This is a genomic window from Bradyrhizobium sp. F1.4.3, assembly GCF_040548375.1.
GTDB lineage: Bacteria > Pseudomonadota > Alphaproteobacteria > Rhizobiales > Xanthobacteraceae > Bradyrhizobium.
This window is the reverse complement of the sequence record NZ_JBEPRN010000025.1, coordinates 31,440-52,345: the sequence shown is the minus strand read 5'-3', so window position 1 is coordinate 52,345 and position 20,906 is coordinate 31,440. Positions and strand designations below refer to the sequence as shown.

At 65.1% G+C, this 20,906-nt stretch carries 18 protein-coding genes; 11 read left to right on the top strand and 7 right to left on the bottom strand.

Annotated features, from left to right (window positions below; all coding sequences use genetic code 11):
- Complete coding sequence (locus ABIB73_RS35345; RefSeq protein WP_354231860.1) at positions 1-1,239, top strand: URC4/urg3 family protein; 1,239 nt, start codon at positions 1-3, stop codon at positions 1,237-1,239.
- A 53-nt stretch (positions 1,240-1,292) separates the two neighbouring features.
- Complete coding sequence (gene upp, locus ABIB73_RS35340; RefSeq protein ID WP_354231858.1) at positions 1,293-1,922, top strand: uracil phosphoribosyltransferase; 630 nt, start codon at positions 1,293-1,295, stop codon at positions 1,920-1,922.
- A gap of 5 nt (positions 1,923-1,927) precedes the next feature.
- Here upp and ABIB73_RS35335 read toward each other — a convergent pair whose 3' ends face one another.
- Together ABIB73_RS35335 and ABIB73_RS35330 are read right to left on the bottom strand one after the other, a co-directional pair.
- The gene (locus ABIB73_RS35335; protein WP_354231856.1) at positions 1,928-3,061 is read right to left on the bottom strand and encodes a M48 family metallopeptidase; all 1,134 of its coding nucleotides are present in this window, start codon (positions 3,059-3,061) and stop codon (positions 1,928-1,930) included.
- A 3-nt stretch (positions 3,062-3,064) separates the two neighbouring features.
- Entirely contained in the window at positions 3,065-4,222 is a 1,158-nt protein-coding gene (locus ABIB73_RS35330; RefSeq protein ID WP_354231855.1) for a YjgN family protein, read from the bottom strand.
- A 292-nt stretch (positions 4,223-4,514) separates the two neighbouring features.
- Here ABIB73_RS35330 and ABIB73_RS35325 point away from each other — a divergent pair, with 292 nt between their 5' ends.
- Positions 4,515-5,780, top strand: coding sequence for a cytochrome P450 (locus ABIB73_RS35325; RefSeq protein WP_354231853.1), 1,266 nt, complete (start codon positions 4,515-4,517; stop codon positions 5,778-5,780).
- Positions 5,781-6,021: 241 nt separating this feature from the next.
- Positions 6,022-7,296, top strand: coding sequence for a cytochrome P450 (locus ABIB73_RS35320; protein WP_354231851.1), 1,275 nt, complete (start codon positions 6,022-6,024; stop codon positions 7,294-7,296).
- A gap of 233 nt (positions 7,297-7,529) precedes the next feature.
- On the opposite strand, the gene ABIB73_RS35315 is transcribed toward ABIB73_RS35320, so the two are convergent.
- A complete protein-coding gene (locus ABIB73_RS35315) occupies positions 7,530-8,450 on the bottom strand; it encodes a LysR substrate-binding domain-containing protein (protein ID WP_354231849.1) in 921 nt (306 codons plus the stop codon).
- A gap of 125 nt (positions 8,451-8,575) precedes the next feature.
- On the opposite strand from ABIB73_RS35315, the gene ABIB73_RS35310 reads away from it, so the two are divergent.
- From ABIB73_RS35310 to mdlC, 4 genes are all read left to right on the top strand, one after another.
- Positions 8,576-9,745, top strand: coding sequence for an acyl-CoA dehydrogenase family protein (locus ABIB73_RS35310; RefSeq protein ID WP_354231847.1), 1,170 nt, complete (start codon positions 8,576-8,578; stop codon positions 9,743-9,745).
- Positions 9,746-9,754: 9 nt separating this feature from the next.
- The gene (locus ABIB73_RS35305; RefSeq protein WP_354231845.1) at positions 9,755-10,858 is read left to right on the top strand and encodes a CaiB/BaiF CoA transferase family protein; all 1,104 of its coding nucleotides are present in this window, start codon (positions 9,755-9,757) and stop codon (positions 10,856-10,858) included.
- A gap of 14 nt (positions 10,859-10,872) precedes the next feature.
- Positions 10,873-11,724 (top strand): HTD2 family dehydratase, encoded by an 852-nt coding sequence (locus ABIB73_RS35300; protein ID WP_354231843.1) that lies wholly within the window; start codon positions 10,873-10,875, stop codon positions 11,722-11,724.
- A 147-nt stretch (positions 11,725-11,871) separates the two neighbouring features.
- The gene (mdlC, locus tag ABIB73_RS35295) at positions 11,872-13,494 is read left to right on the top strand and encodes a benzoylformate decarboxylase (protein ID WP_354231841.1); all 1,623 of its coding nucleotides are present in this window, start codon (positions 11,872-11,874) and stop codon (positions 13,492-13,494) included.
- Positions 13,495-13,657: 163 nt separating this feature from the next.
- Here mdlC and ABIB73_RS35290 read toward each other — a convergent pair whose 3' ends face one another.
- Positions 13,658-14,434 (bottom strand): SDR family NAD(P)-dependent oxidoreductase, encoded by a 777-nt coding sequence (locus tag ABIB73_RS35290; protein WP_354231839.1) that lies wholly within the window; start codon positions 14,432-14,434, stop codon positions 13,658-13,660.
- Between the two features lie 75 nt (positions 14,435-14,509).
- Between ABIB73_RS35290 and ABIB73_RS35285 the strand changes: the two genes are divergently transcribed.
- The gene (locus ABIB73_RS35285) at positions 14,510-14,971 is read left to right on the top strand and encodes a MarR family winged helix-turn-helix transcriptional regulator (RefSeq protein ID WP_354231837.1); all 462 of its coding nucleotides are present in this window, start codon (positions 14,510-14,512) and stop codon (positions 14,969-14,971) included.
- Between the two features lie 46 nt (positions 14,972-15,017).
- Here the strand turns inward: ABIB73_RS35285 and ABIB73_RS35280 are convergent, their stop codons facing one another.
- Positions 15,018-15,812: an SDR family oxidoreductase gene (locus ABIB73_RS35280; RefSeq protein WP_354231835.1), complete on the bottom strand. Its 795-nt coding sequence runs from the start codon at positions 15,810-15,812 to the stop codon at positions 15,018-15,020.
- Positions 15,813-15,872: 60 nt separating this feature from the next.
- Positions 15,873-16,568 (bottom strand): PAQR family membrane homeostasis protein TrhA, encoded by a 696-nt coding sequence (gene trhA / locus ABIB73_RS35275; RefSeq protein WP_354231833.1) that lies wholly within the window; start codon positions 16,566-16,568, stop codon positions 15,873-15,875.
- A gap of 187 nt (positions 16,569-16,755) precedes the next feature.
- Here trhA and ABIB73_RS35270 point away from each other — a divergent pair, with 187 nt between their 5' ends.
- Positions 16,756-18,225 carry a YcjX family GTP-binding protein gene (locus tag ABIB73_RS35270; protein WP_354231831.1) on the top strand — a complete coding sequence of 490 codons (1,470 nt, stop codon included), beginning with the start codon at positions 16,756-16,758 and terminating at the stop codon, positions 18,223-18,225.
- On the top strand, positions 18,222-19,250 hold the full coding sequence (locus ABIB73_RS35265) for a YcjF family protein (protein WP_354231829.1): 1,029 nt from the start codon (positions 18,222-18,224) through the stop codon (positions 19,248-19,250). Before ABIB73_RS35270 ends, ABIB73_RS35265 begins: the two co-directional genes overlap by 4 nt.
- On the opposite strand, the gene ABIB73_RS35260 is transcribed toward ABIB73_RS35265, so the two are convergent.
- A complete protein-coding gene (locus ABIB73_RS35260; RefSeq protein WP_354231916.1) occupies positions 19,159-20,772 on the bottom strand; it encodes a glycosyltransferase family 39 protein in 1,614 nt (537 codons plus the stop codon). The two genes, ABIB73_RS35265 and ABIB73_RS35260, sit on opposite strands and share 92 nt — an antisense overlap.
- Positions 20,773-20,906: the final 134 nt, after the last annotated feature.

Here is a 20,906-nt window from a genome sequence, read left to right as displayed (position 1 = left end):
ATGGCGGACAGCAAAGAACAACAGGCCCGCTCGCTGCTCTCCGCAGCAGCGGTTCGCGCGCGGGCTGGCGAGATGCTCGATATCGGCCTGAATGGCGGGCTCACGCATTTCACCATCGATCTCGATCGCATGGACGGCGTTGCCGACGCCGTGGTCGCGGTGACGCGACGGGCTTATCCGACGCTCGATATTCCCTTCCATGCGCGGTGGCGACATTTCGTGCTTGGCGGCGTCGACCGTTGGGCGCGACTTGCCGACGCCGCCTCATGGGCCGATCGCGCGGCGCGTGCGCGCGCGGAGTTCGACCTCGCCATCGTCAGCGTGCTGCTCGATGCCGGCGCCGGCGCAACGTGGCGATACCATGACGCGGTGACGGGGCAAGGCATCGGCCGGTCCGAAGGGCTTGCGATCGCAAGCCTCGACATGTTCGCAAGCGGCCTGTTTTCCGGCGATGCGCGCGCACCCTTCCGGGTCGATGCTGACGTACTCGCAAAACTGCCGCTCGCCGCGCTCACATCCGCCTTTCAGGTGAGCGATGCCAATCCGCTGCTCGGCCTCGAAGGACGCATGGATCTGCTGCGACGTCTGGGCCGGCTGGTCGCAGAGCGCGCCGAGGTTTTCGGCTTGCACGACACGCCGCGGCCGGGCGGCTTGTTCGACCACATCGCGACGAGTGCGAACAACGGCACTATTCCCGCGCCTGCCATCCTGTCCGCGGTGCTGAACCAGCTCGGGCCGATCTGGCCATCGCGGCTCGAACTCGCGGGCGTTCCGCTCGGCGATTGCTGGCATCATCCGGCAATCAAGGCGGACGATGCGACCACAGGCCTCGTTCCCCTGCACAAGCTGTCGCAATGGCTGAGCTATTCGTTGATCGAGCCGCTCCAGCGCGCAGGTCTTGAAGTGACCGACATCGACGGCCTGACCGGACTTGCTGAATACCGCAATGGCGGCCTGTTCGTCGATCACGAGGTGCTGCGGCTGCGCGATGCCGCGGACGCCGCGCGCGCGCATGCGGTGGACTCGCTGCTCGTCGTCGAATGGCGTGCGCTGACCGTCGCGCTGCTGGACCGGCTCGCCGGACTGGTTCGCGCAAAGCTCGGACGCACGTCTGATACATTGCCGCTCGCCAGCATTCTGGAAGGCGGCACCTGGGCCGCGGGCCGCGCCATCGCCTTCGCGCGCCGTCCCGACGGCGCGCCGCCGCTCAAGGTGATCAGCGACGGGACCGTTTTCTAGACCATAGTTGCCGCCCAACGTATTCACTTGATGAATTTCAGGAGCACTCGATCATGGAAGGCGTCACGATTGTCGATCATCCGCTGGTCCAGCACAAGCTGACGCTGGTGCGGGACAAATCCATCTCGACAAAATCGTTCCGGGAGCTGATCAAGGAGATCGGCATGCTCTTGTGTTACGAGGTGACGCGCGACCTGCCGCTCACGGATGTCGTGGTCGACACGCCGCTTGCGCGCATGCATTCGGCCAAGATCGCCGGCAAGAAGCTGGTGTTCGTGCCGATGCTGCGCGCCGGCACGACGTTCGTCGACGGCATGATGGACCTGGTGCCGACCGCGCGCGTGGCGCATATCGGACTCTATCGCGAGCCGCACAGTTTTGCAGCGGTCGAGTATTTCTTCAAATCGCCGTCCGACCTCGGCGAGCGGCTTGCGATCGTGGTCACGCCGGTGGTCGCCACCGCTAACACGGCTGTTGCCGCGATCGACCGGCTGAAGGAGCGCGGCGCCAAGGACATTCGCCTCGCCTGCCTGATTGCCGCACCCGAGGGGCTCGAACGGCTGCGCGGGCTGCATCCGGACGTCCCGATCTGGACGGCCGCAGTCGACGAGGGGCTCGACGAGAACGGCTTTATTCTCCCAGGCCTCGGCGACGCCGGCGACCGCGCTTATGGGACGAGATAAGAAGCTCAGATCTTCCCGCTGCCGCAAATCCCCTTCAGCGCCTGCCACTCCGCATCCGTCAGCAGCGGCGGGCCGCTCGCGGGGCGATCTTCCTTCGTCATGCGCGCGAGGCGGTCCTCGGTAAGCGGATGGCTCGCCAGGATCGTGCTAAAGCCCGAGCCGCCTTCCTTGCCGGTGATGCGGAACATCAATTCGGCTGACGGTTTCGGCGAGCGGCCGAGCGCGTGCATGATATCGATCGCGAAGGTGTCGGCGCCGGTCTCGGCCTCGCGCGAATAGGAGGCTTCGACCACGCTGCGCGAGGCGAAGATCACGGCGGACGAGCCGGTGACGTCGCCGAACAAGAGGCCGATCAGGAACGAGGTGCCGCCATTGTAGATCAGCCCGCGCATGTTGTCGTGATGCTTGAGATGGCCGAGCTCGTGGGCGATGATGCCGGCAAGCTCGTCGGGATTTTCGGCCTTGTCGAGCAGTCCCTTCAGCACGAAGACCTTGCCGCCGGGCAGCGCAAACGCATTCGGCACCGAGGTCGGCAGCACACCGGCGGTCATGGAGTCGTCGTCGAGGCCGGCGGCATCGCGCAGGCGATTGACCAGCTTAGAAAAGGCCGCCTGACCGGCCGGGTCGCTGCAGGACTCGCGGCCGAAGATGGTCTTCACCTGGACCTCGGACGCATCTCCGATCCGCCGCTCGATCGGTTTCGGCACCAGCGGCGCCAGGCGATCCGCGGCGAGCGGCACCCCGAACATTACGACGCAAACGATGGAGACGGCGGCAGCAACCGACCAGCCGACGATTTTTGCAACCCCGCGGCGCGTGGTCAGGTGCTCGTCGAGCCGCAAACAGCGCACGACGATCTCCAACGCGAGAGCAATGTCGCGGATCTCGAGCCGCGCCAGCGGCGGGGCGGAGGTCGAGGTCAGACGCAAAATACCGGCCGGGCTGTCGGCGCGGCGGATCTCGGCATAGGCCCAGCGCGTGACGGTCGATCCCGCCTGCACGTCGCTGAGCTCGGCGATCTCGAGCGCGTCCCCGAGCGTCAGTGTGACCTGTCGCCTTCGGCTCGACACGCCGTCGAAGAAGATCGCTGGTTTTCCGGGTTGCGTCTCGGCTCCGGCCTCGGCGGTCACTTCACTCACAGCTCAAAATCCCGCGACATCGAGCCCATCGGCAAAACCTTCGCCGAGTGCGCTGGCGAGCTCGCCGCTGCCGCGTACATCCGCCGCGGCTGCGATGTCGTGCACCTCGACGGTTTCCAGCACCTTCACCCAGAGATCGCGCTGGAGATAGACCCGCATGACGATGTTGGCGCCGAGCGCAAGGGCGAAATAGCCGATCACCGTCACGACCAGCATCGGGATGTTCGCGGCATGCGCCCCAGGACCGGCCGCCTGCTCGAGCGGCACGTCGCCGAGCTTGACGGTGAGCGCGATGGCTCCGGCGAGATAGGCGCCGTATACCGTCGTCAGCAGCAGCCACCAGCCGATCACCTTCCAATAGAGCCCGTAGAACGCGTTGTGCGGCAGTGTCGAGGACAGGCTGACGCCGCCGACACGGATGCCGTCGAGCCACCAGCGCCATTCGCGCGCCTTGAACTCGGCATAGAGGAACGGTGCGAGCGGAAAGATGACGATCGCGATCGGGGTGAGCAGCCACAGCCACCAGCCGCGCTTGAAGAACACCCAGCCGTCGCCCTCGAAATCGCCTTGCAGATCGCCGAAATGCGTGTGCTGCATCTTGTAGCGTTCCAGCGACGCCTCGCGCCACGGCAGCGCCAGGCCCAGCGTGAGAAACATCAGCAAGCCCCACAGCACGGCGCGGAACGAATAAGCCCAACCGGAGCCGTCCATCCAGAACCGCACGCCGCGCCAGACCGTCCGCGTCAGCCGGTAGCGCCGCGCCCGATAGATCGCGAACTGGCCGAAGGCGTAGAAGCTGATGAACAGCGGCGTCGAGGCAAAGCCCTTCCAGCGCTCGGCCTCGATGGTGATCAGGAAATAGACGACATAGATCGGCACGAGAATCGCGAGCGCGACCAGGAAACCAATCAGGAGCTCCCTGGCGCGTCCGGTATATTCGGCGGCGTCACCGTCGATCGAGGTGTTCGACCACAAATGCCGGCGGATGTCGGTAACGAGCCAGAACCGGTAGAAGCCGAAGGTGACGAGCTCCAGTGCCGCGCCCTTGGTGACCAGCCTGCGGAACTCCGAGCGATCGCCGCTGAAGTCGACCCGCGCGGGCGGCAGCGGCGGCGGTATCGGTTGAGGCGGGCCGACGGGAGCCCATTGCAAATCATTCACGGCAGCAACCTCGGGATGCGAACCTGATCCGCTCAAACTATAGATCAGAGGTTGGTCGATCCCCAAGATGGCCGGGTTCGATTTTACCTCGGTTTCGAACGATTTCTCGCATGATTTCAGGCCGGCCGGCGTGCGACAGGTCACGCCCGGAAAGGTCTGGCCGTCGCCCGTAAGGGTTGGATGTGGTAAAACTCTCCCTTGCTCCGACGCAGACAACCGGCTGTAATTGCAATCCAAATACCGCAGCGCAGAATTCAAGAAAATCGCGCGGTTCAGTTCAGGGAGAACGGTCATGCACGGGACGATCGAGAGCACGGCGAAACTCGACGCATTGCGCGAGCGCGCCTCGTCATTGTCACTCGCACAATTCGATCCCGGCGATCCTGAGCTGTTCAGGACCGATACGTTCTGGCCCTATTTCGATCGGCTGCGCCGCGAAGATCCCGTGCACTACTGCAAGGACTCGATGTTCGGGCCGTACTGGTCGGTAACCCGCTACAACGACATCATGGACATCGAAACCAATCATTCGGTGTTCTCCTCGGCCTCTTCGCTTGGCGGCATCACCATCCGTGACATCGACCCGGATCTGCGCCGCGAGAGTTTCATCTCGATGGATCCGCCGCGCCATGCGGCGCAGCGCAAGACCGTGGCGCCGATGTTCACGCCGACGCATCTGGACAATCTCGCGCTCAACATCCGCCAGCGCTCGGCGGAGTGCCTGGACAATTTGCCCCGCGGCGAAGTGTTCGACTGGGTCGACCGCGTCTCGATCGAGCTCACCACGCAGATGCTCGCCGTGCTGTTCGACTTCCCCTGGGAAGATCGGCGCAAGCTGACGCGCTGGTCGGATATCGCCACCACCATCCCCGGCCCCGACGGCCTCGTCGCGACCGAAGACGAGCGGCAGGCCGAACTGACGGAATGCGCGGGCTATTTCGCGCGGCTCTGGAAGGAGCGTATCGAGCAGCCGCCGAAGAGCGACCTCTTGTCGATGATGGCGCATGGCGCGGCGACACGCGACATGGACGCCAGGAACTTCCTCGGCAATCTCATCCTGCTGATCGTCGGCGGCAACGACACCACCCGCAACACCATGTCGGGCTCGATCTACGCGCTGAGCCAGCACCCGGAACAGTACCGCAAGCTGCGCGAAAATCCCGCGCTGCTCGACAGCTTCGTTCCCGAGGTGATCCGCTGGCAGACGCCGCTCGCGCATATGCGCCGCACCGCGCTCGCCGACTTCGAGTTCCGCGGCAAGCAGATCAAGAAGGGTGACAAGGTCGTGATGTGGTACGTCTCGGGCAATCGCGATGCGGAGGCGATCGAAAAGCCCTACGATTTCATCATCGACCGCGCCCGCCCGCGCACCCATCTCTCCTTCGGCTTCGGCATCCACCGCTGTGTCGGCCTGCGGCTTGCCGAACTCCAACTCAAGATTATCTGGGAAGAGATCCTCAAGCGCTTCGACCATATCGACGTGGTCGGTGAACCCAAGCGGGTCTATTCGAGTTTCGTAAAGGGTTTGGAAACACTGCCGGTCAAGATTGCGGTGTGAGTTCGCGTTAGAGTGACTTCGAACTACGTCCACGAGGAAGCTGCGCCCCCTCTTCCGCTTGCGGGCGAGGGCTGGGGTGGGGTGTTTCCACGGGCGAGAACCCCCGAGAGGAAAGAGCCCTCACCCGGCGCTGCGCCGCAGCCGAGGCCACGCCTCGGCGTCGCTTAGAACGGCCGCCAAAGGCGGCCTGCGCCTCTCCCGCAAGCGGGAGAGGTTAGACAAACAACCTGGAGCAACCACCATGAACATCCAAGCGCCGGTTAAAGTGGACAAGGCCGAACGCGTGCGCAGGGCCCGAGAGGAGGCCTATGCGACGCCGCTCGCACAATTCCACCCTGGCGCGCCGCGGCTGTTCCAGGACGACACGCTGTGGCCGTGGTTCGAGCGGCTGCGCAGGGAAGAGCCGGTGCATTACTGCACCAATGCGCCGATCGAGCCCTACTGGTCGGTAGTGAAATACAACGACATCATGCACGTCGACACCAATCACGGCCTGTTCTCCTCCGATTCGACGCTCGGCGGCATCGCGATCCGCGACGTCCCGCCCGGTTATGACTGGCCGAGCTTCATCGCCATGGACCAGCCGCGGCATTCGTCACAGCGCAAGACGGTGTCGCCGATGTTCACACCGACGCATCTGGACGAGCTGGCCAAGCTGATCCGCCAGCGTTCGCAGACCGTGCTGGACAATCTGCCCCGCAACGAGACATTCAACTTCGTCGAGCGCGTTTCGATCGAGCTGACGACGCAGATGCTCGCGACCCTGTTCGACTTCCCGTGGGAAGAGCGGCGCAAGCTGACGCGCTGGTCGGACGTCTCGACCGCGCTGCCCAAGAGCGGCATCGTCGAATCCGCCGAGCAGCGCCGCCGCGAGATGGACGAATGTTATGCCTATATGTCGAAGCTGTGGAACGAACGCGTCAATTCCGCGCCGCGCAACGATCTCTTGTCGCTGATGGCGCATAGCGACGCCACGCGCTTCATGGACCCCGACAACCTCATGGGCAACATCATCCTGCTCATCGTCGGCGGCAACGACACCACCCGCAACACCATGACCGGCTCGGTGCTGGCGCTGAACGAGAATCCCGAGCAATACGACAAGCTGCGCGCCAATCCGGAGCTGATCGACACCATGGTGCCGGAGGTGATCCGCTGGCAGACCCCGCTCGCGCATATGCGGCGGACCGCGCTCCAGGACACCGAGATCGGCGGCAAGCACATCAAGAAGGGCGACCGCGTCGTGATGTGGTACGTCTCGGGCAACCGCGACGAAGAGATGATCGACCGTCCCAACGAGTTCATCATCGACCGAGCGCGGCCGCGCACGCATCTCTCCTTCGGCTTCGGCATCCACCGCTGCGTCGGCATGCGGCTCGCCGAATTGCAGCTGCGGATCGTCTGGGAGGAGATGCTGAAGCGGTTCGACCGCATCGAGGTGGTCGGCGAGCCGAAGCGGATCTATTCGAGCTTCATCAAGGGATATGAGTCGCTGCCGGTAAGGATACCGGGGTAGGCCCTACCCTCCGTCATTGCGAGGAGCTCTTGCGACGAAGCAATCCAGACTTTCACCGCTGAGGGATTCTGGATTGCTTCGCTGCGCTCGCAATGACGAGGTCTTGGATGCGCAAGCGCGTCGCGGCCGCATCGGCAAGCGCGGCGACACGTCAGCTATAAAATTTCGGCATGACAGGTCGCGCCAGATGCGAAGGCAAGATGGCGCGCGACTGTTCTAGGACACGAGCACATCTAACTCAACTTGATCTCCCACAGGCCTTCCTTGCGGCAGGCGGCGACTTCGTCGCGCAGGAGGGCGGTGATGGCGAGCGAGGCCGTCGAGGCCGGGCGGTCGATCGGAGAGGCGAAAATGAGCTCGCGTGTCATCGGCCTGGAGACAACAGCGGTTTCCAGCCGCCCGTCCGCGACCTCGCCATGGACCGACGAAGGCGGCAAGAGCGCAAAGCCAAGCCCTTCCTCGACGAGGCTCGTCAGCACGCGGAACGAATCCGCCTCGAGCTGGACGTTGAGCTTGATCTTGCGTTGGGCAGCTGCGTGCTCGATCAGCGCGCGGAGGCCGTGCGAATGACTGGGCAACACCAGCCGTTGCCGCAACAGCCAGCCGATCTCAACGCTCTTCTTGCGCGCCAGTCCGCAGCCGCGCGGACCGACCGCGACGATGTTATCACGGCCGAGGCTCTCCACATTGAGATGCAAATCGGCCGAGCGACCGTAGAGAATGGCGAGATCCATCTCACCACGATGCAGCCATTCGACGAGATGGCCGCTGTAGCTCTCGACGATGCGCAGCGAGATGCCGGGAAACTTTTCGACGCAGCGCCGCGCAAAGCGCGCCGACAGCACGCAGCTCACGGTCGGAACCAGGCCGAGCACGACCTGGCCCGACGGCGGGCCCTCGGCCGACTGGATGTCGTCGCGGATCTGGTCGATCTGCCTAACGATGCCCGAGGTGCGCGCCAGCAAGAGCCGGCCGGCGTCCGTGAGCACCATGCCGCGGCCGTTGCGGGTGAACAGCTCGACGCGCAGCTCGTGTTCCAGCAGCTTGATTTGCCGGCTGAGCGCCGGCTGCGCGACGCGCAGCGTGTCGGATGCCTTGGAGAGGCTGCCGAGCTCCGCCACGCAACTGAAGGTCCTGAGCTGCCGGAAATCCATGCTTGCCAATCCTGGAAGGCTACTCCATACGCTATAGCAAATGAGCATAGGGGGATGGCGTTGTTTTCACAACGCAAGAGGATTGGCCGGCGTTATCTTAACCGCCGCACCCAACGGGAAACGCCATGAGTGACGACCACCACACCGAAGATCACGCCGACATCCGCGAAGCCGTGGCAAAGCTCTGCGCGCAGTTTCCCGGCGAATACTGGCGCAAGCTCGATCGCGAGATGGCCTATCCCAAGGCCTTCGTCGACGCGCTGACGCAGGCCGGCTATCTCTCGGTGCTGATCCCCGAGGAATATGGCGGCGCGGGCCTGAAGCTCTCGGCTGCGGCGGCGATCCTCGAAGAGATCCAGCGCGCCGGCTGCAACGGCGGCGGCTGTCATGCCCAGATGTACACGATGGGCACCGTGCTGCGGCACGGCAGTGACGAGCAGAAGGCAAAGTATCTGCCGAAAGTCGCGAGCGGCGAATTGCGGCTTCAGGCATTCGGCGTCACCGAACCTACCAGCGGCACCGACACGACCTCGCTCAAGACCTTTGCGCGCAAGGACGGCAATGCCGGCTACATCGTCAACGGCCAGAAGATCTGGACCAGCCGCGCAGAGCATTCCGACCTGATGCTCCTGCTGGCGCGCACGACGCCGAAGGACGAGGTCAAGAAGCGCACCGACGGTCTCTCGGTGTTCATCGTCGACATGCGCGAGGCCAAGAATAAAGGCCTCGAGATCCGTCCAATTCGCACCATGATGAACCACGCCACCACCGAAGTGTTCTTTACCGACATGAAAGTGCCGGCGGAGAATTTGATCGGCGAGGAAGGCAAGGGATTTCGCTACATCCTCTCCGGCATGAATGCCGAGCGCATCCTGATCGCGGCCGAATGCGTCGGCGACGCCAAATGGTTCATCGCGAAGGCCACGAACTACGCCAAGGAACGCGCGGTGTTCGGACGGCCAATCGGCCAGAACCAGGGCATCCAGTTCCCGATCGCCAAGGCTTACGCTGCGATGCGTGCGGCCGAGCTGATGGTGAAGGAAGCGACGCGGAAATACGAAGCCGGGCTTGACTGCGGCGCGGAGGCCAACATGGCAAAAATGCTGGCGGCGGATGCGTCCTGGGAAGCAGCAAACGCCTGCGTCCAGACCCACGGCGGCTTCGGCTTCGCCGAGGAATACGACGTCGAGCGCAAGTTCCGCGAGACGCGGCTCTATCAGGTGGCGCCGATCTCGACCAATCTGGTGCTGTCCTTCATCGCCGAGCACGTGCTCGGCATGCCCCGCTCGTACTGAGGTCGCATCATGGGAGCATTGGACGGGATCAGGGTGATCGCGGTCGAGCAGGCGGTCGCCGCACCGTTCTGTTCGTCGCGCCTGGCGGATGCGGGCGCGGAGGTGATCAAGATCGAGCGGCCCGAGGGCGATTTCGCCCGCGGCTATGACGCGGCGGCCAGGGGCCAGAGCAGCTATTTCGTCTGGCTCAACCGCGGCAAACAATCCGCGGTGGTCGATCTCACCACCAAGGAGGGGCGCGCAGAGCTTGAGAAGCTGATCGCAAGCGCCGACGTGCTGGTGCAGAACCTCAAGCCGGGCTCGATGGACAAGCTCGGTTTTTCGCGCGAACGGCTCCTGATGGATTATCCAAAGCTGATCTCCTGCACGATCACCGGCTATGGCGACGAGGGCCCCTACGCCCACCGCAAGGCCTATGATTTACTGATCCAGGCCGAGAGCGGGTTGGCCTCGATCACCGGAAATCCCGACGGCGCCTCGCGCGTCGGCATGTCGATCGTCGACGTCGCGACCGGCGCGACGGCGCATGCGGCAATTCTCGAAGCACTCATCGCGCGCGGCCGTACCGGCAAGGGCGCGGACATCCGCATCTCCATGTTCGACGTGATGGCGGACTGGTGCACGGTGCCGCTGCTCAATTCCGAGGCTGGCAATCCGCCCAAGCGCATGGGCCTTCGTCATCCCTCGATCGCGCCCTATGGCGTGTTCACGTCCAGTGACGGCAAGGACATCCTGATCTCGATCCAGAGCGAGCGCGAATGGAAGACGCTCTGCGCCGAGGTGCTGGACCAGCCGAGCCTTCCGACCGATCCGCGCGTCGCCAACATGGTCGAGCGCGTGCGCAATCGCGATTTCACCGATAAGGCGGTCGCAGACGCCTTCGCTAAGATGACGCGCGACGAGCTGCTCAAGCGCCTCTCCGACGCCGACATCGCCTTTGCCGAGGTCAACACCATGGCCGACCTCACCAACCACCCGCATCTGCGCCGCATCGAGGTCGACACTCCGAACGGCCGCGTCAGCTATCCCGCACCGGCGCCGATCATCGTCGGCGAGACGCGTGCCTACGGCGCGGTGCCCGCCATTGGCGACCGTCCCCAATCCAAGAAATAACAGAGCGAGGCGTCATGACCGAGAAGCTCGACATCGATCATTTGCGGCAATGGATCGGCCGCAGCACGGAGGCGACCGACACCGTCACCGCGCATCTCGTCATGGGTTTGCGCGCGACGCTGTTCCAGGAGGTCGGCGAGCCCAAAAGGGGCGACGCCGCGCCGTTCACGGTGCATTGGTGCCTGGCGCAGCCGGTGTTTCCGATGGCGATGCTCGGCCCCGACGGCCACCCGACCCGCGGCGGCTTCCTGCCGCCGGTGCCGCTGCCGCGCCGGATGTGGGCCGGCGGCGAGATCGAATTTCTCGAGCCGCTACGAGTTGGTGACGAGTCTACCCGGACGTCGCGCATTGCCGATGTGCAGGTGAAGACCGGCTCGACCGGCACACTGTGCTTCGTCTCGGTCGAGCACAGCATCTCCTCGCCGCGCGGCACAGCCATCCGCGAGCGGCAGGACATCGTCTATCGCGAGATGACGACCAGCACGCCCACGACGGCAAAGGCCCCGCCTCCGCCGCCCAAGGCGCAGCATCGCGAGACCCATGTCTCCGATCCCGTGCTGCTATTCCGCTACTCGGCGCTGACCTTCAACGGCCACCGCATTCATTACGACCGCGACTACGTCACCAAGGTCGAGGGTTATCCGGGACTGATCTTCCACGGCCCGTTGCAGGCGGCATTCATCGTCGAGATGGCGGCGAAGCTCCGCGGCGGCAAGCCGCCAGAGAAGTTCACGTATCGCGGCCTCCAGCCGCTGTTCGAGGGCTCCGAGTTTTCCGTCAACGCCAATGATAGCGGCGAGAGCATGGAGCTGTGGACCGCGAATGCGGAGGGTCAGCCGACGATGAAGGGCACGGCGGTGTGGTAGGCCACCGCTGCTTCCTCCTCGTCATTGCGAGCGCAGCGAAGCAATCCAGAATCCCTCTACGGCGACAGTCTGGATTGCTTCGTCGCAAGGGCTCCTCGCAATGACGGGTGGGGCTGATAGCGTCAATAAACAACGGGGACGGAGACCATGTCCAAGAACGGCAAAACCGGCAGCAAATCCGTCACCGTCAAGCAGGCGACCCTCGACCTGCTGCGCTCTTTCGGCATCAAGAAGGTCTTCGGCAACCCCGGCTCGACCGAGCTGCCGTTCCTCAGCGACTGGCCCGACGACATCGACTATGTACTGGCGCTTCAGGAAGCGAGCGCGGTGGGGATGGCCGATGGCTACGCGCAGGCGACGCGCAATGCCGGCTTCGTCAATCTGCATTCGGCGGCCGGCGTCGGCAACGCGCTCGGCAACATCTACACCGCGCATCGCAACCAGACGCCGCTGGTGATCACCGCGGGCCAGCAGGCACGCTCGATCCTGCCGTTGCAGGCGTTCCTCTATGCCGAGCGCGCCTCTGAGTTTCCGCGGCCTTACGTCAAGTACAGCGTCGAGCCGGCGCGGCCCGAGGACGTGCCGGCCGCGATCGCGCGCGCCTATTACACCGCGATGCAGCCGCCGTGCGGGCCGACCTTCGTGTCGATCCCGATTGATGACTGGGCCCATGCGACGGCACCGGTCGAGGCGCGCAAGGTCAGCCGCGAGATCGGGCCCGAGCTGGATGCGATGAAGGCGCTGGTCGCCGCACTCGGCGCGAGCAAGCACCCCGCCCTTGTGGTCGGCCCTGGTGTCGACCGCGCCGGCGCGGTTGACCTGATGGTGCGCGTCGCCGAGAAGGCGAAGGCGTCGGTCTGGGTCAGCCCGTTCTCGGCGCGCTGCTCCTTCCCGGAACGCCACCCGCAATTTGCCGGCTTCCTGCACGCCTCGCCCGCGCAACTGTCCGACGCGCTGCGCGAGCATGATGTCGTCGTCGTGGTCGGTGCGCCGGTGTTTACCTTCCATGTCGAGGGCCATGCCGCGATCTTCGACCGTGGCGCGACGATTTTTCAGATCACCGATGATCCCGATGCGGCGGCCGTGACGCCCGTCGGCACCAGCATCGTCGCGACGATGAAGCCGGCGCTTAGCCTGCTGCTCGACCTATTGCCGGAGAGCAAACGTTCAACACCAAAAGGCCGCACGCTGCCGCCGGCACCGCAAGCCGCCGATCCGCTGCCGGTCGAATTCCTGCTGCATTCACTGTCGCAGGCGATGCCGGATGGCGCGTCACTCGTCGAGGAAGTGCCATCACACCGGCCGGCGATGCAAAAATTCATGCCGATGCGCGGCCAGGACAGCTTTTACACCATGGCGAGCGGCGGCCTCGGCTACTCATTGCCCGCCGCGGTCGGCATGGCGCTCGGCAAGCCCAAGCGACGCACCGTCTGCCTGATCGGCGACGGCTCGGCGATGTACTCGATCCAGGCGCTGTGGACCGCCGCGCAACGAAAACTGCCGCTCACCATCGTCGTCATCAACAATTCCGGCTACGGCGCGATGCGCTCGTTCAGCCAGGTGATGCAGGTGCGCAACGTGCCAGGGCTGGAGCTACCGGGGATCGATTTCGTCCGGCTCGCCGAAGGCATGGGTTGCCATGCGGTGCGGGTGACGAAAGCTGCGGAGCTGGGTGAGGCGCTGAACCGCGGGATGGCGTTCGATGGAGCGAGCCTTGTGGAGGTGGTTGTAGATTCCGCGGTGCCGGTGTTGTACGGGCAGAAGCATTGACGATGTCGTCCCGGCGAAGGCCGGGACCCATACCGCGTGATCTATCGATTGTGCGCCGTGCTAATCCCGAACAACCAATCTTCGCCAAACTTCTCCCTGGGGTTATGGGTTCCCGGCCTTCGCCGGGACGACACCGAGTTTTTGGCGAACGCTGCAAGCAAAACTACGACGCCAAGAATCCCCCATCCGCCGCCAGCACGTGCCCGACGACGTATGACGACGCGTCGGACAACAGCCACACCACCGCCTCAGCCACCTCCTCTGGATTGCCCATCCGCCGTAGCGGCAGGCCGGCACTGACGGTCGCGATATCGCCGACGCCGGCACGCAGCATCATGTCGGTGACGACGCGGCCGGGGGCGATCGCGTTGATGCGGATGCCGCGCGGGGCATTCTCCATCGCGGCTGAGCGTGTCAGCGAGATCGCGGCCGCTTTCGAGGCCGAATAGAGCGAGAAGCCGGGATTGGGATTGCGCACGCCGCTCACGGAAGCATTGACGACGATGCTGCCGCGCCCCTGCGCGAGCATCGCCGGCAGTTGATGGCGCAGGCACAGGAACAGCGCGCGGACATTGGTATCGAACACGCTGTCGTAGATATCCAGGCCCTGCTCTTCCAGCGGCGCGCGCCGCTCCTGGAATCCGGCATTGTTGAAGGCGACGTCGAGCCGGCCGCAACGCTCGATGGCCGTACACACCATGCGTTTGACGTCGTCCTCTCGCGTGATGTCAGTCTTGATCGGGATGGCTTCCGCACCGAGTTCCCGGCACGCAGCCGCCGCAGCCTCGATCTCGGCCTCGCGCCGGCCCGCAACCACAATCGCTTCCGCGCCCTCGGACGCCATCCGTAGCGCGGTGGCGCGACCGATGCCGCTGCCGCCGCCCGTCACCAGGCAGACCTTGCCCCTCATCCGCTCGCCGGCCGGCAAAGTTCCGCTCATGGGCCACTCCAAAACGCTTGCACGCGTCGTTGCGCGCATATAGTTGTATGGTACAACTATATGCCGGGAGTCAAGATGGCCAAGCTTGCGCTGATCGACGACATTCGCGCCGCGTCGCGGCTGATGGTGCGCGAGCTCGGCTTCATGGACGCCACGGTGGCGGCCACGGACTATCCGGCATCGGCCGTCCACACCATCCTGGAGATCGGCATCCGCGGTCCAATGACTTCGGGCGAGCTCGGCGATTTCCTGCGCCTGGAGAAATCCAGCGTCAGCCGCATGGTGCGCAAGTTGATCGATTGCGGCGAGTTGCGGGAGACGCCGGATGAGGCCGATGCGCGCAGCAAGCTGCTGTCACTGACGGCGAAGGGACGGCGCACGCTGGAGGCGCTGCATGCGTTCGGCCGGCAGCAGGTCGCCGGCGCGCTGGCGGCGTTGACGGAGGCCGAGCAGCGCACGGTGCGGGAGGGGATGATGCTTTATGCGCGGGCGCTGCGGCAGAGCCGTGCGGAAGATGAGGCGCGATCGGCGGCGTAGCCACCAGCGTCGTCCCGGCGAAGGCCGTACCTCGAACGTACCTTCCCTACTTCCCGAACTCGTCCCGCATCTTGGCCTGGATCTTGGCCATGCCGCCGATCCAGCGGTCGTAATTCTCGGTCTTCTTGCGCATATAGCCGAGCACCTGCGGGTGCGGCAGGATCAGGAAGGCCTCCTGATCGAGGCCGGCGAGCACGTCGTTCGCCACCTGCTCCGGCGTGAGATCGCCGTCGCCGGATTGCGGGCCCTTGGGGATCGCGCGCAGCATGTTGGTGTCGACGCCCTGCGGGCAGAGGATCGAGACGCGGATGTTATGAGCCTTGTGCGAGATCGCGAGATTTTCGGCAAAGCCGACTGCGGCGTGCTTGGTGGTGGAATAAGCCGGGCTGCCGACCTGCGACAACAGGCCTGCCGCCGAGATCGTGTTGAGGAAATAGCCGCCGCCGCGCGCCTTCATGCGGGGGACGAGATGCCGCGCGGCATAGACATGGGCCATGACGTGGATCGCCCAGCTGCGCTGCCAAGGCTCGTCCGAGGCGCCGCCGGCATTCACCGACATCGGATCGAAGCCGCCGCCGATGCCGGCGTTGGAGCAGAACAGATCGATGGGCCCGAACTGCCGCTCGGTCTCCTCGATGACGTGGGTGACGTCCTTTTCCTGCGCGACGTCGCATTTGAAGGCCGCGCCGTCCACCGTGGCAGCCACCGCTCGCGCGCCGGCCGCCTCCATGTCGGCGACCACGACCTTGGCCGCGCCGGCCTTGTGAAAGGCCTCGCACAGCGCCTTGCCGATGCCATTGGCGCCGCCCGTGACGACCACGACCTTGCCGGTCACCTGCATGCGACGTCTCCTCTTTTTCTTGTAAGTTTCGCTTGTCTTATACCGCTTCGCGGACCTTGCTCAGCTCAACACGAGGTCGAGCACCGCGGTATAGTGGCACGCCGCACCCGCCAAGACAAAGCCGTGCCAGATCGCGTTCTGGAAGCGCAGCCGCCGCCAGGCGTGGAAGATCACGCCGAGGCTGTAGAGCGCACCGCCCGCAAGCACCAGGCCCAGCGCCATCGCAGGCAACGCCTTGACCACGGAATCATAGAGCATCATGCCGCTCCAGCCCATGGCGAGATAAATGCCGACGGCGACACGGTCGAACCGGCCGGGATAGCGAAGCTTCAGCACGATACCGACGATCGCCACGCACCAGACGCAGAAGAGCAGCGCCAGCGCGAACACGCTGTCCTTCAGCTCCAGGATGAACGGCGTGTAGGTCGCAGCGATCAGGAGATAGATCGCGGAATGGTCGAACCGCCGCAGCAGCCATTTGACCGGCGACACCGGCCAGAGATTATAGGTCGCCGACAACACCAGCATCGACAGCAGACCGGCGACATAGATCGAGACGCCGACGACGTCGATCGCGTCGGCATAGATCGCCGCGAGCACCACCAGAACGGTCGCGGCAATGATACCGGACAACACACCGATGGCATGGACGATACCGTCGGCGATAATCTCGGCGCGATCGTAGTTCCACCGGAACGCGTCGGCCGCGGCATGGACGGAGTTGGAGGCGAACTGTTTCAGCGTGAAGACAGGCATGGCGGTCCGAAAGCGCGATAGAGGTCCAATATTGGTCTTTCGCAGTTAACGTGGCGTTCAAGGGCTGCTTCGCCCAGGAACGCGGTGGAAGTATGAAGCTTGATTTTCGTCAGGCAGTTGCCACTTTTGTGACTAGTACGTTTTGCCTATTTGGCCCGCCCGCTCGCCCGAGACCCCTCTCGTTCACATGGCATTCAGTTTCCAGGATATGGTCGAGGAGGCGCGCCTGTCGGCCCGGGCGCTGATCGACTATGGCGAGCACTTCTTCAACCCGACGGTACGACTTGGCGTCACCGGCCTGTCGCGGGCCGGCAAGACCGTGTTCATCACCGCGTTGATCCATGGGCTGACCCGGGGCGGGCGGTTTCCGGTGTTCGAGGCCCATGCCTCGGGCCGGATCGCACGCACCAATCTGGCACCGCAGCCTGACGACGCCGTGCCGCGCTTCGCCTATGAAAGCCATCTGCGGGCGCTGATCGAGGAGCGGCGCTGGCCGAGCTCGACCGTGGACATCAGCGAGCTGCGCCTCGTCATCGACTATCAGCGCCAGAACGGCGCCGACCGCACATTGACACTCGACATCGTCGACTATCCCGGCGAATGGCTGCTCGACCTGCCGCTGCTCCAGAAGAGCTATGAGCAATGGTCGGCGGAGAGCCTGGCGCTCTCGCGCGAAGCACCGCGCGCCCATCTGGCTGCCGAGTGGCACGCGCATCTTTCAGCACTCAAGCCCGAAGCGCGCGAGGACGAGCAGGCGACGCTTGTCGCCGCAAAACTCTTCACCGGCTATTTGCGTGCCTGCCGTGACGAGCGCTTCGCCATGAGCCTGCTGCCGCCCGGCCGCTTCCTGATGCCCGGCAGTCTCGCCGACACGCCGGCGCTGACTTTTGCGCCGCTCGACGTGCCTACGGGCGGGCAGGCACCGGACGGCTCGCTCTGGGCGATGATGGTCCGCCGCTACGAGGCCTACAAGGACGTCGTGGTGCGCCCGTTCTTCCGCGACCATTTTGCGCGGCTCGATCGCCAGATCGTGCTGGCGGACGCGCTCGCCGCATTCAACTCAGGACCAGAGGCCCTGCACGACCTCGAAGCCGCGCTTGCCGGCATTCTGGATTGCTTCCGCATGGGCCGCAGCACATTCCTCTCCAACCTGTTCCGGCCGCGCATCGACCGCATCCTGTTTGCGGCGACCAAGGCGGACCATCTGCATCATTCCAGTCACGACCGGCTCGAGGCCGTGCTGCGCCGGGCGGTGGCTCGTGCCGTGACGCGCGCGGAAGACACCGGTGCGGAGATCGACGTGGTGGCGCTCGCCGCCGTGCGCGCCACGCGCGAGGCCCAGGTCGCGCACGGCCGCGACAAATTACCGTCGATCCTGGGAACGCCCGCGGCGGGCGAAAGCGCAGGCGGTGAGTTCTTTGACGGCAACACGGAGGTTGCGACGTTTCCGGGCGATCTGCCATTGGATCCGGAGGCGCTGTTCAACGGCAGCGACGCGTTCCGTGGGCTGTCGACGGCGGCAGCCGAGAAGAGCGACTTTCGCTTTCTGCGCTTCCGGCCGCCAAAGCTCGAACGCGAGGGCGCGGAAGAGCCCGCGCTGCCTCACATCCGCCTCGACCGTGCCTTGCAGTTCCTGATCGGAGACAGATTGTCATGAACGACCGATCCCAGCAGCGGCCGCCGGCGACGTTCCGGCTGGACGATCCCGGCGTCGTCGTCACCGAAGCTGACGAGACCGCGCGGATCAGTCGCGGCACCATCCAGATCACGCCGGAGCCCGATCCGTCGACGCTGCCGATGCCGATCGAGGCGCCCGTCCCGGTGCGGCGCGGCTTTCCCTGGGGCGCGCTGTTCTGGTCCGGCGTCGCCGGGTTGACGCTGCTCGGCACCGGGCTTGGCGTCGTCCATCTGATCGAGGATCTGTTCGCGCGCAGCGAGAGCCTCGGCTTTGTCGGGCTGGCTCTTGCGTTCGTCACCACGCTCGCGCTCGCGGTGGTGGTCGGGCGTGAAGTCCTTGGCCTCGCACGGCTCGCGACCATCGAGAAGCTGCATCAGCGCGCGGCCGCGGTGCTCGCCAGCGACGACCGCAAGGAGAGCCGCGCCATCGTGCAGGACCTGGTCAAGATCGCGCACCAGAACCCGCAGCTCGCGCGCGCCCGCGCCACGCTGGAGAGCCACGCCGGCGAGATCATCGACGGCGCGGATATGATCCGGCTCGCCGAACGGGAATTGATGTCGCCTCTGGATACCGAGGCACGGCGGCTGGTGTCGGTTGCCGCACAGCGGGTCTCGATCGTGACAGCGGTTTCGCCGCGCGCGCTGATCGACGTGATGTTCGTATTCGTGGCCTCGCTCCGCCTGATCCGCCAGCTCGCCCGGCTCTACGGCGGTCGGCCCGGCGCGCTCGGCATGGTCCGCCTGCTTCGCCACGTCATCGCTCACCTCGCCATCACCGGCGGCATGGCCGCGAGCGACAGCCTGGTGCAGCAGATGCTCGGACACGGCATCGCGGCAAAGCTGTCGCAACGCCTCGGCGAAGGCATGCTGAACGGACTGCTGACGGCGCGGCTGGGTCTGGCCGCGATCGACGTCACAAGGCCGCTGCCGTTCGCGGCGCTGCCGCAGCCGAAGCTGTCAGATCTGGCGACGGATCTGCTGCGGAAGAAAGAGGACGAGGAGTGATTCCCAAGGCCAGCACCCGCCACTGGAACAGCGGCGAGTCCTTTGGCGGCGACAGCTCCGGGGTCCAGCCGGTGAGCTTGTCCAGCGCATAGGTGTCGATCAGGACGCCGCGCCAGCGACGTTCGACTTGCGCCAGCGGCTCGCGCTTGGCCGGGATCGAATCCCACAGCGGGGAATGATCGTCCGGCTGACGCCCAACATAAATGCCGGCGTGTCCCTTGATCCCATCCATGCCGGGATCGCGGAAGGCCTGGAAGCGGCCGCGCTCGTTGATCTCGATGACAGGTACGCGGCCGCGGAATAGCCAGCGCAGCATGGCGTAAGTACGATAGTCCGTGGTCGCGATCCAGGTCGCGCCGGTCTCATCGAGCGCGGCTTGCGCGCGCGCCGCGACCTGATCGTAGCCGGCCTCGGCGCCGATCGGATCCATCTTGCCGAGAAAATTCCAGGGCGCAGCGACGTAGTAGAGGAATACGATAACGACGAAAGCGATCCCCGAAACGATCGCCGTGTTGACGCAGAAGAAGCTCGACCGGATCATCCGCGCCGACCAGCCGTCCCCAGGCAGCGTCGCGAGATTGACCGCGGCGGCGGCGAAGCCGATCGGCCACATGAACATCGGCCAGGTGTCGCCGACCCTCAGCGTCAGCGATTTCGCAAAGAAATAGAGGAACGGCACCAGGACCGCGGTCGAGAGCAAAATCGCGACCGGCTCGCGCGTGCGATAGCCGTGCCACGCCGTCATCGCCAACCCCGACAGCACCACCGGGAGCATGACGAAGCCGACGAGGCCGAACTGCAAGCCGATATAGTCGCCGATGGTACGCAGCGAGATGCCGTAATTGGCGGTGGCGCGCACGCCCTGGAAACGGAACGAGGCCCAGTCGTGCTGCGCGTTCCAGATCAGGACCGGCGAGAACACGGCGATCGCGATCAGCACGGCGAGATAAGGATAGGGGCTGCGCAGCCAGCGCCAGCGCCAATCCGGCACCAGCAGAAAGGCGGCGACCGCGGGTACAAACATGATCGCGGTGAATTTCGACAGCAGTGACAGACCGGCGAACAGCCCGGCCGCGAGCCACCAGCGGCCCTCGCCGCTCAGCGCAAGCCGCACCAGCGACCACATCATCGCAACCGCAAACGGGATCATGGCGACGTCGGGGGCGACCTTGGCCATGAGCAGGCCGTAATAGAGCGCGGCCTCCGGCATCAGCACCGCGAGCACGACCGCGCGCGCGTCATGGGTGAGGCGGCGGACGATGTCGGCGAGCAGGAACTGCGTCACCAGCATCGCGACGATGCCGCCAAAGCGGACACCGAGCGTGGTGTCGCCGAAGATCGCGGTACCGAAGCGGATGAACCAGGCAATCATCGGCGGATGATCGAGGAAGCTCAGCGCCGCCTCCTTCGACCAGGTCCAATAATAGGCCTCGTCGGTGCGCAGCTCGATCGTGGAAGCATAGACGATGCGCAGCACGGTCATCGCGGCGATGACGAGCGCCGCCATGACGAGCGCCGCCATGACGAGGGGCCGGCGCGCGGCGCCGTCGGGCTTCACGGTGATGTCGGGAGCGGTCGTCACGCCCGCGCTTTTCCCCGACTTGGAAGGGGGAGTCAATGTGGGGGATATTGCCACGCATTTCCATGTCGTCCCGG

Bases quoted from the DNA above. Each gene is read 5' to 3' on its own strand.
- ABIB73_RS35345 (WP_354231860.1), top strand. From the start codon at position 1: ATGGCGGACAGCAAAGAACAACAGGCCCGCTCGCTGCTCTCCGCAGCA.
- upp (WP_354231858.1), top strand. From the start codon at position 1,293: ATGGAAGGCGTCACGATTGTCGATCATCCGCTGGTCCAGCACAAGCTG.
- ABIB73_RS35325 (WP_354231853.1), top strand. From the start codon at position 4,515: ATGCACGGGACGATCGAGAGCACGGCGAAACTCGACGCATTGCGCGAG.
- ABIB73_RS35320 (WP_354231851.1), top strand. From the start codon at position 6,022: ATGAACATCCAAGCGCCGGTTAAAGTGGACAAGGCCGAACGCGTGCGC.
- ABIB73_RS35315 (WP_354231849.1), bottom strand. From the start codon at position 8,450: ATGGATTTCCGGCAGCTCAGGACCTTCAGTTGCGTGGCGGAGCTCGGC.
- ABIB73_RS35310 (WP_354231847.1), top strand. From the start codon at position 8,576: ATGAGTGACGACCACCACACCGAAGATCACGCCGACATCCGCGAAGCC.
- ABIB73_RS35305 (WP_354231845.1), top strand. From the start codon at position 9,755: ATGGGAGCATTGGACGGGATCAGGGTGATCGCGGTCGAGCAGGCGGTC.
- ABIB73_RS35300 (WP_354231843.1), top strand. From the start codon at position 10,873: ATGACCGAGAAGCTCGACATCGATCATTTGCGGCAATGGATCGGCCGC.
- mdlC (WP_354231841.1), top strand. From the start codon at position 11,872: ATGTCCAAGAACGGCAAAACCGGCAGCAAATCCGTCACCGTCAAGCAG.
- ABIB73_RS35290 (WP_354231839.1), bottom strand. From the start codon at position 14,434: ATGAGCGGAACTTTGCCGGCCGGCGAGCGGATGAGGGGCAAGGTCTGC.
- ABIB73_RS35285 (WP_354231837.1), top strand. From the start codon at position 14,510: ATGGCCAAGCTTGCGCTGATCGACGACATTCGCGCCGCGTCGCGGCTG.
- ABIB73_RS35280 (WP_354231835.1), bottom strand. From the start codon at position 15,812: ATGCAGGTGACCGGCAAGGTCGTGGTCGTCACGGGCGGCGCCAATGGC.
- trhA (WP_354231833.1), bottom strand. From the start codon at position 16,568: ATGCCTGTCTTCACGCTGAAACAGTTCGCCTCCAACTCCGTCCATGCC.
- ABIB73_RS35270 (WP_354231831.1), top strand. From the start codon at position 16,756: ATGGCATTCAGTTTCCAGGATATGGTCGAGGAGGCGCGCCTGTCGGCC.
- ABIB73_RS35265 (WP_354231829.1), top strand. From the start codon at position 18,222: ATGAACGACCGATCCCAGCAGCGGCCGCCGGCGACGTTCCGGCTGGAC.
- ABIB73_RS35260 (WP_354231916.1), bottom strand. From the start codon at position 20,772: ATGGCGGCGCTCGTCATGGCGGCGCTCGTCATCGCCGCGATGACCGTG.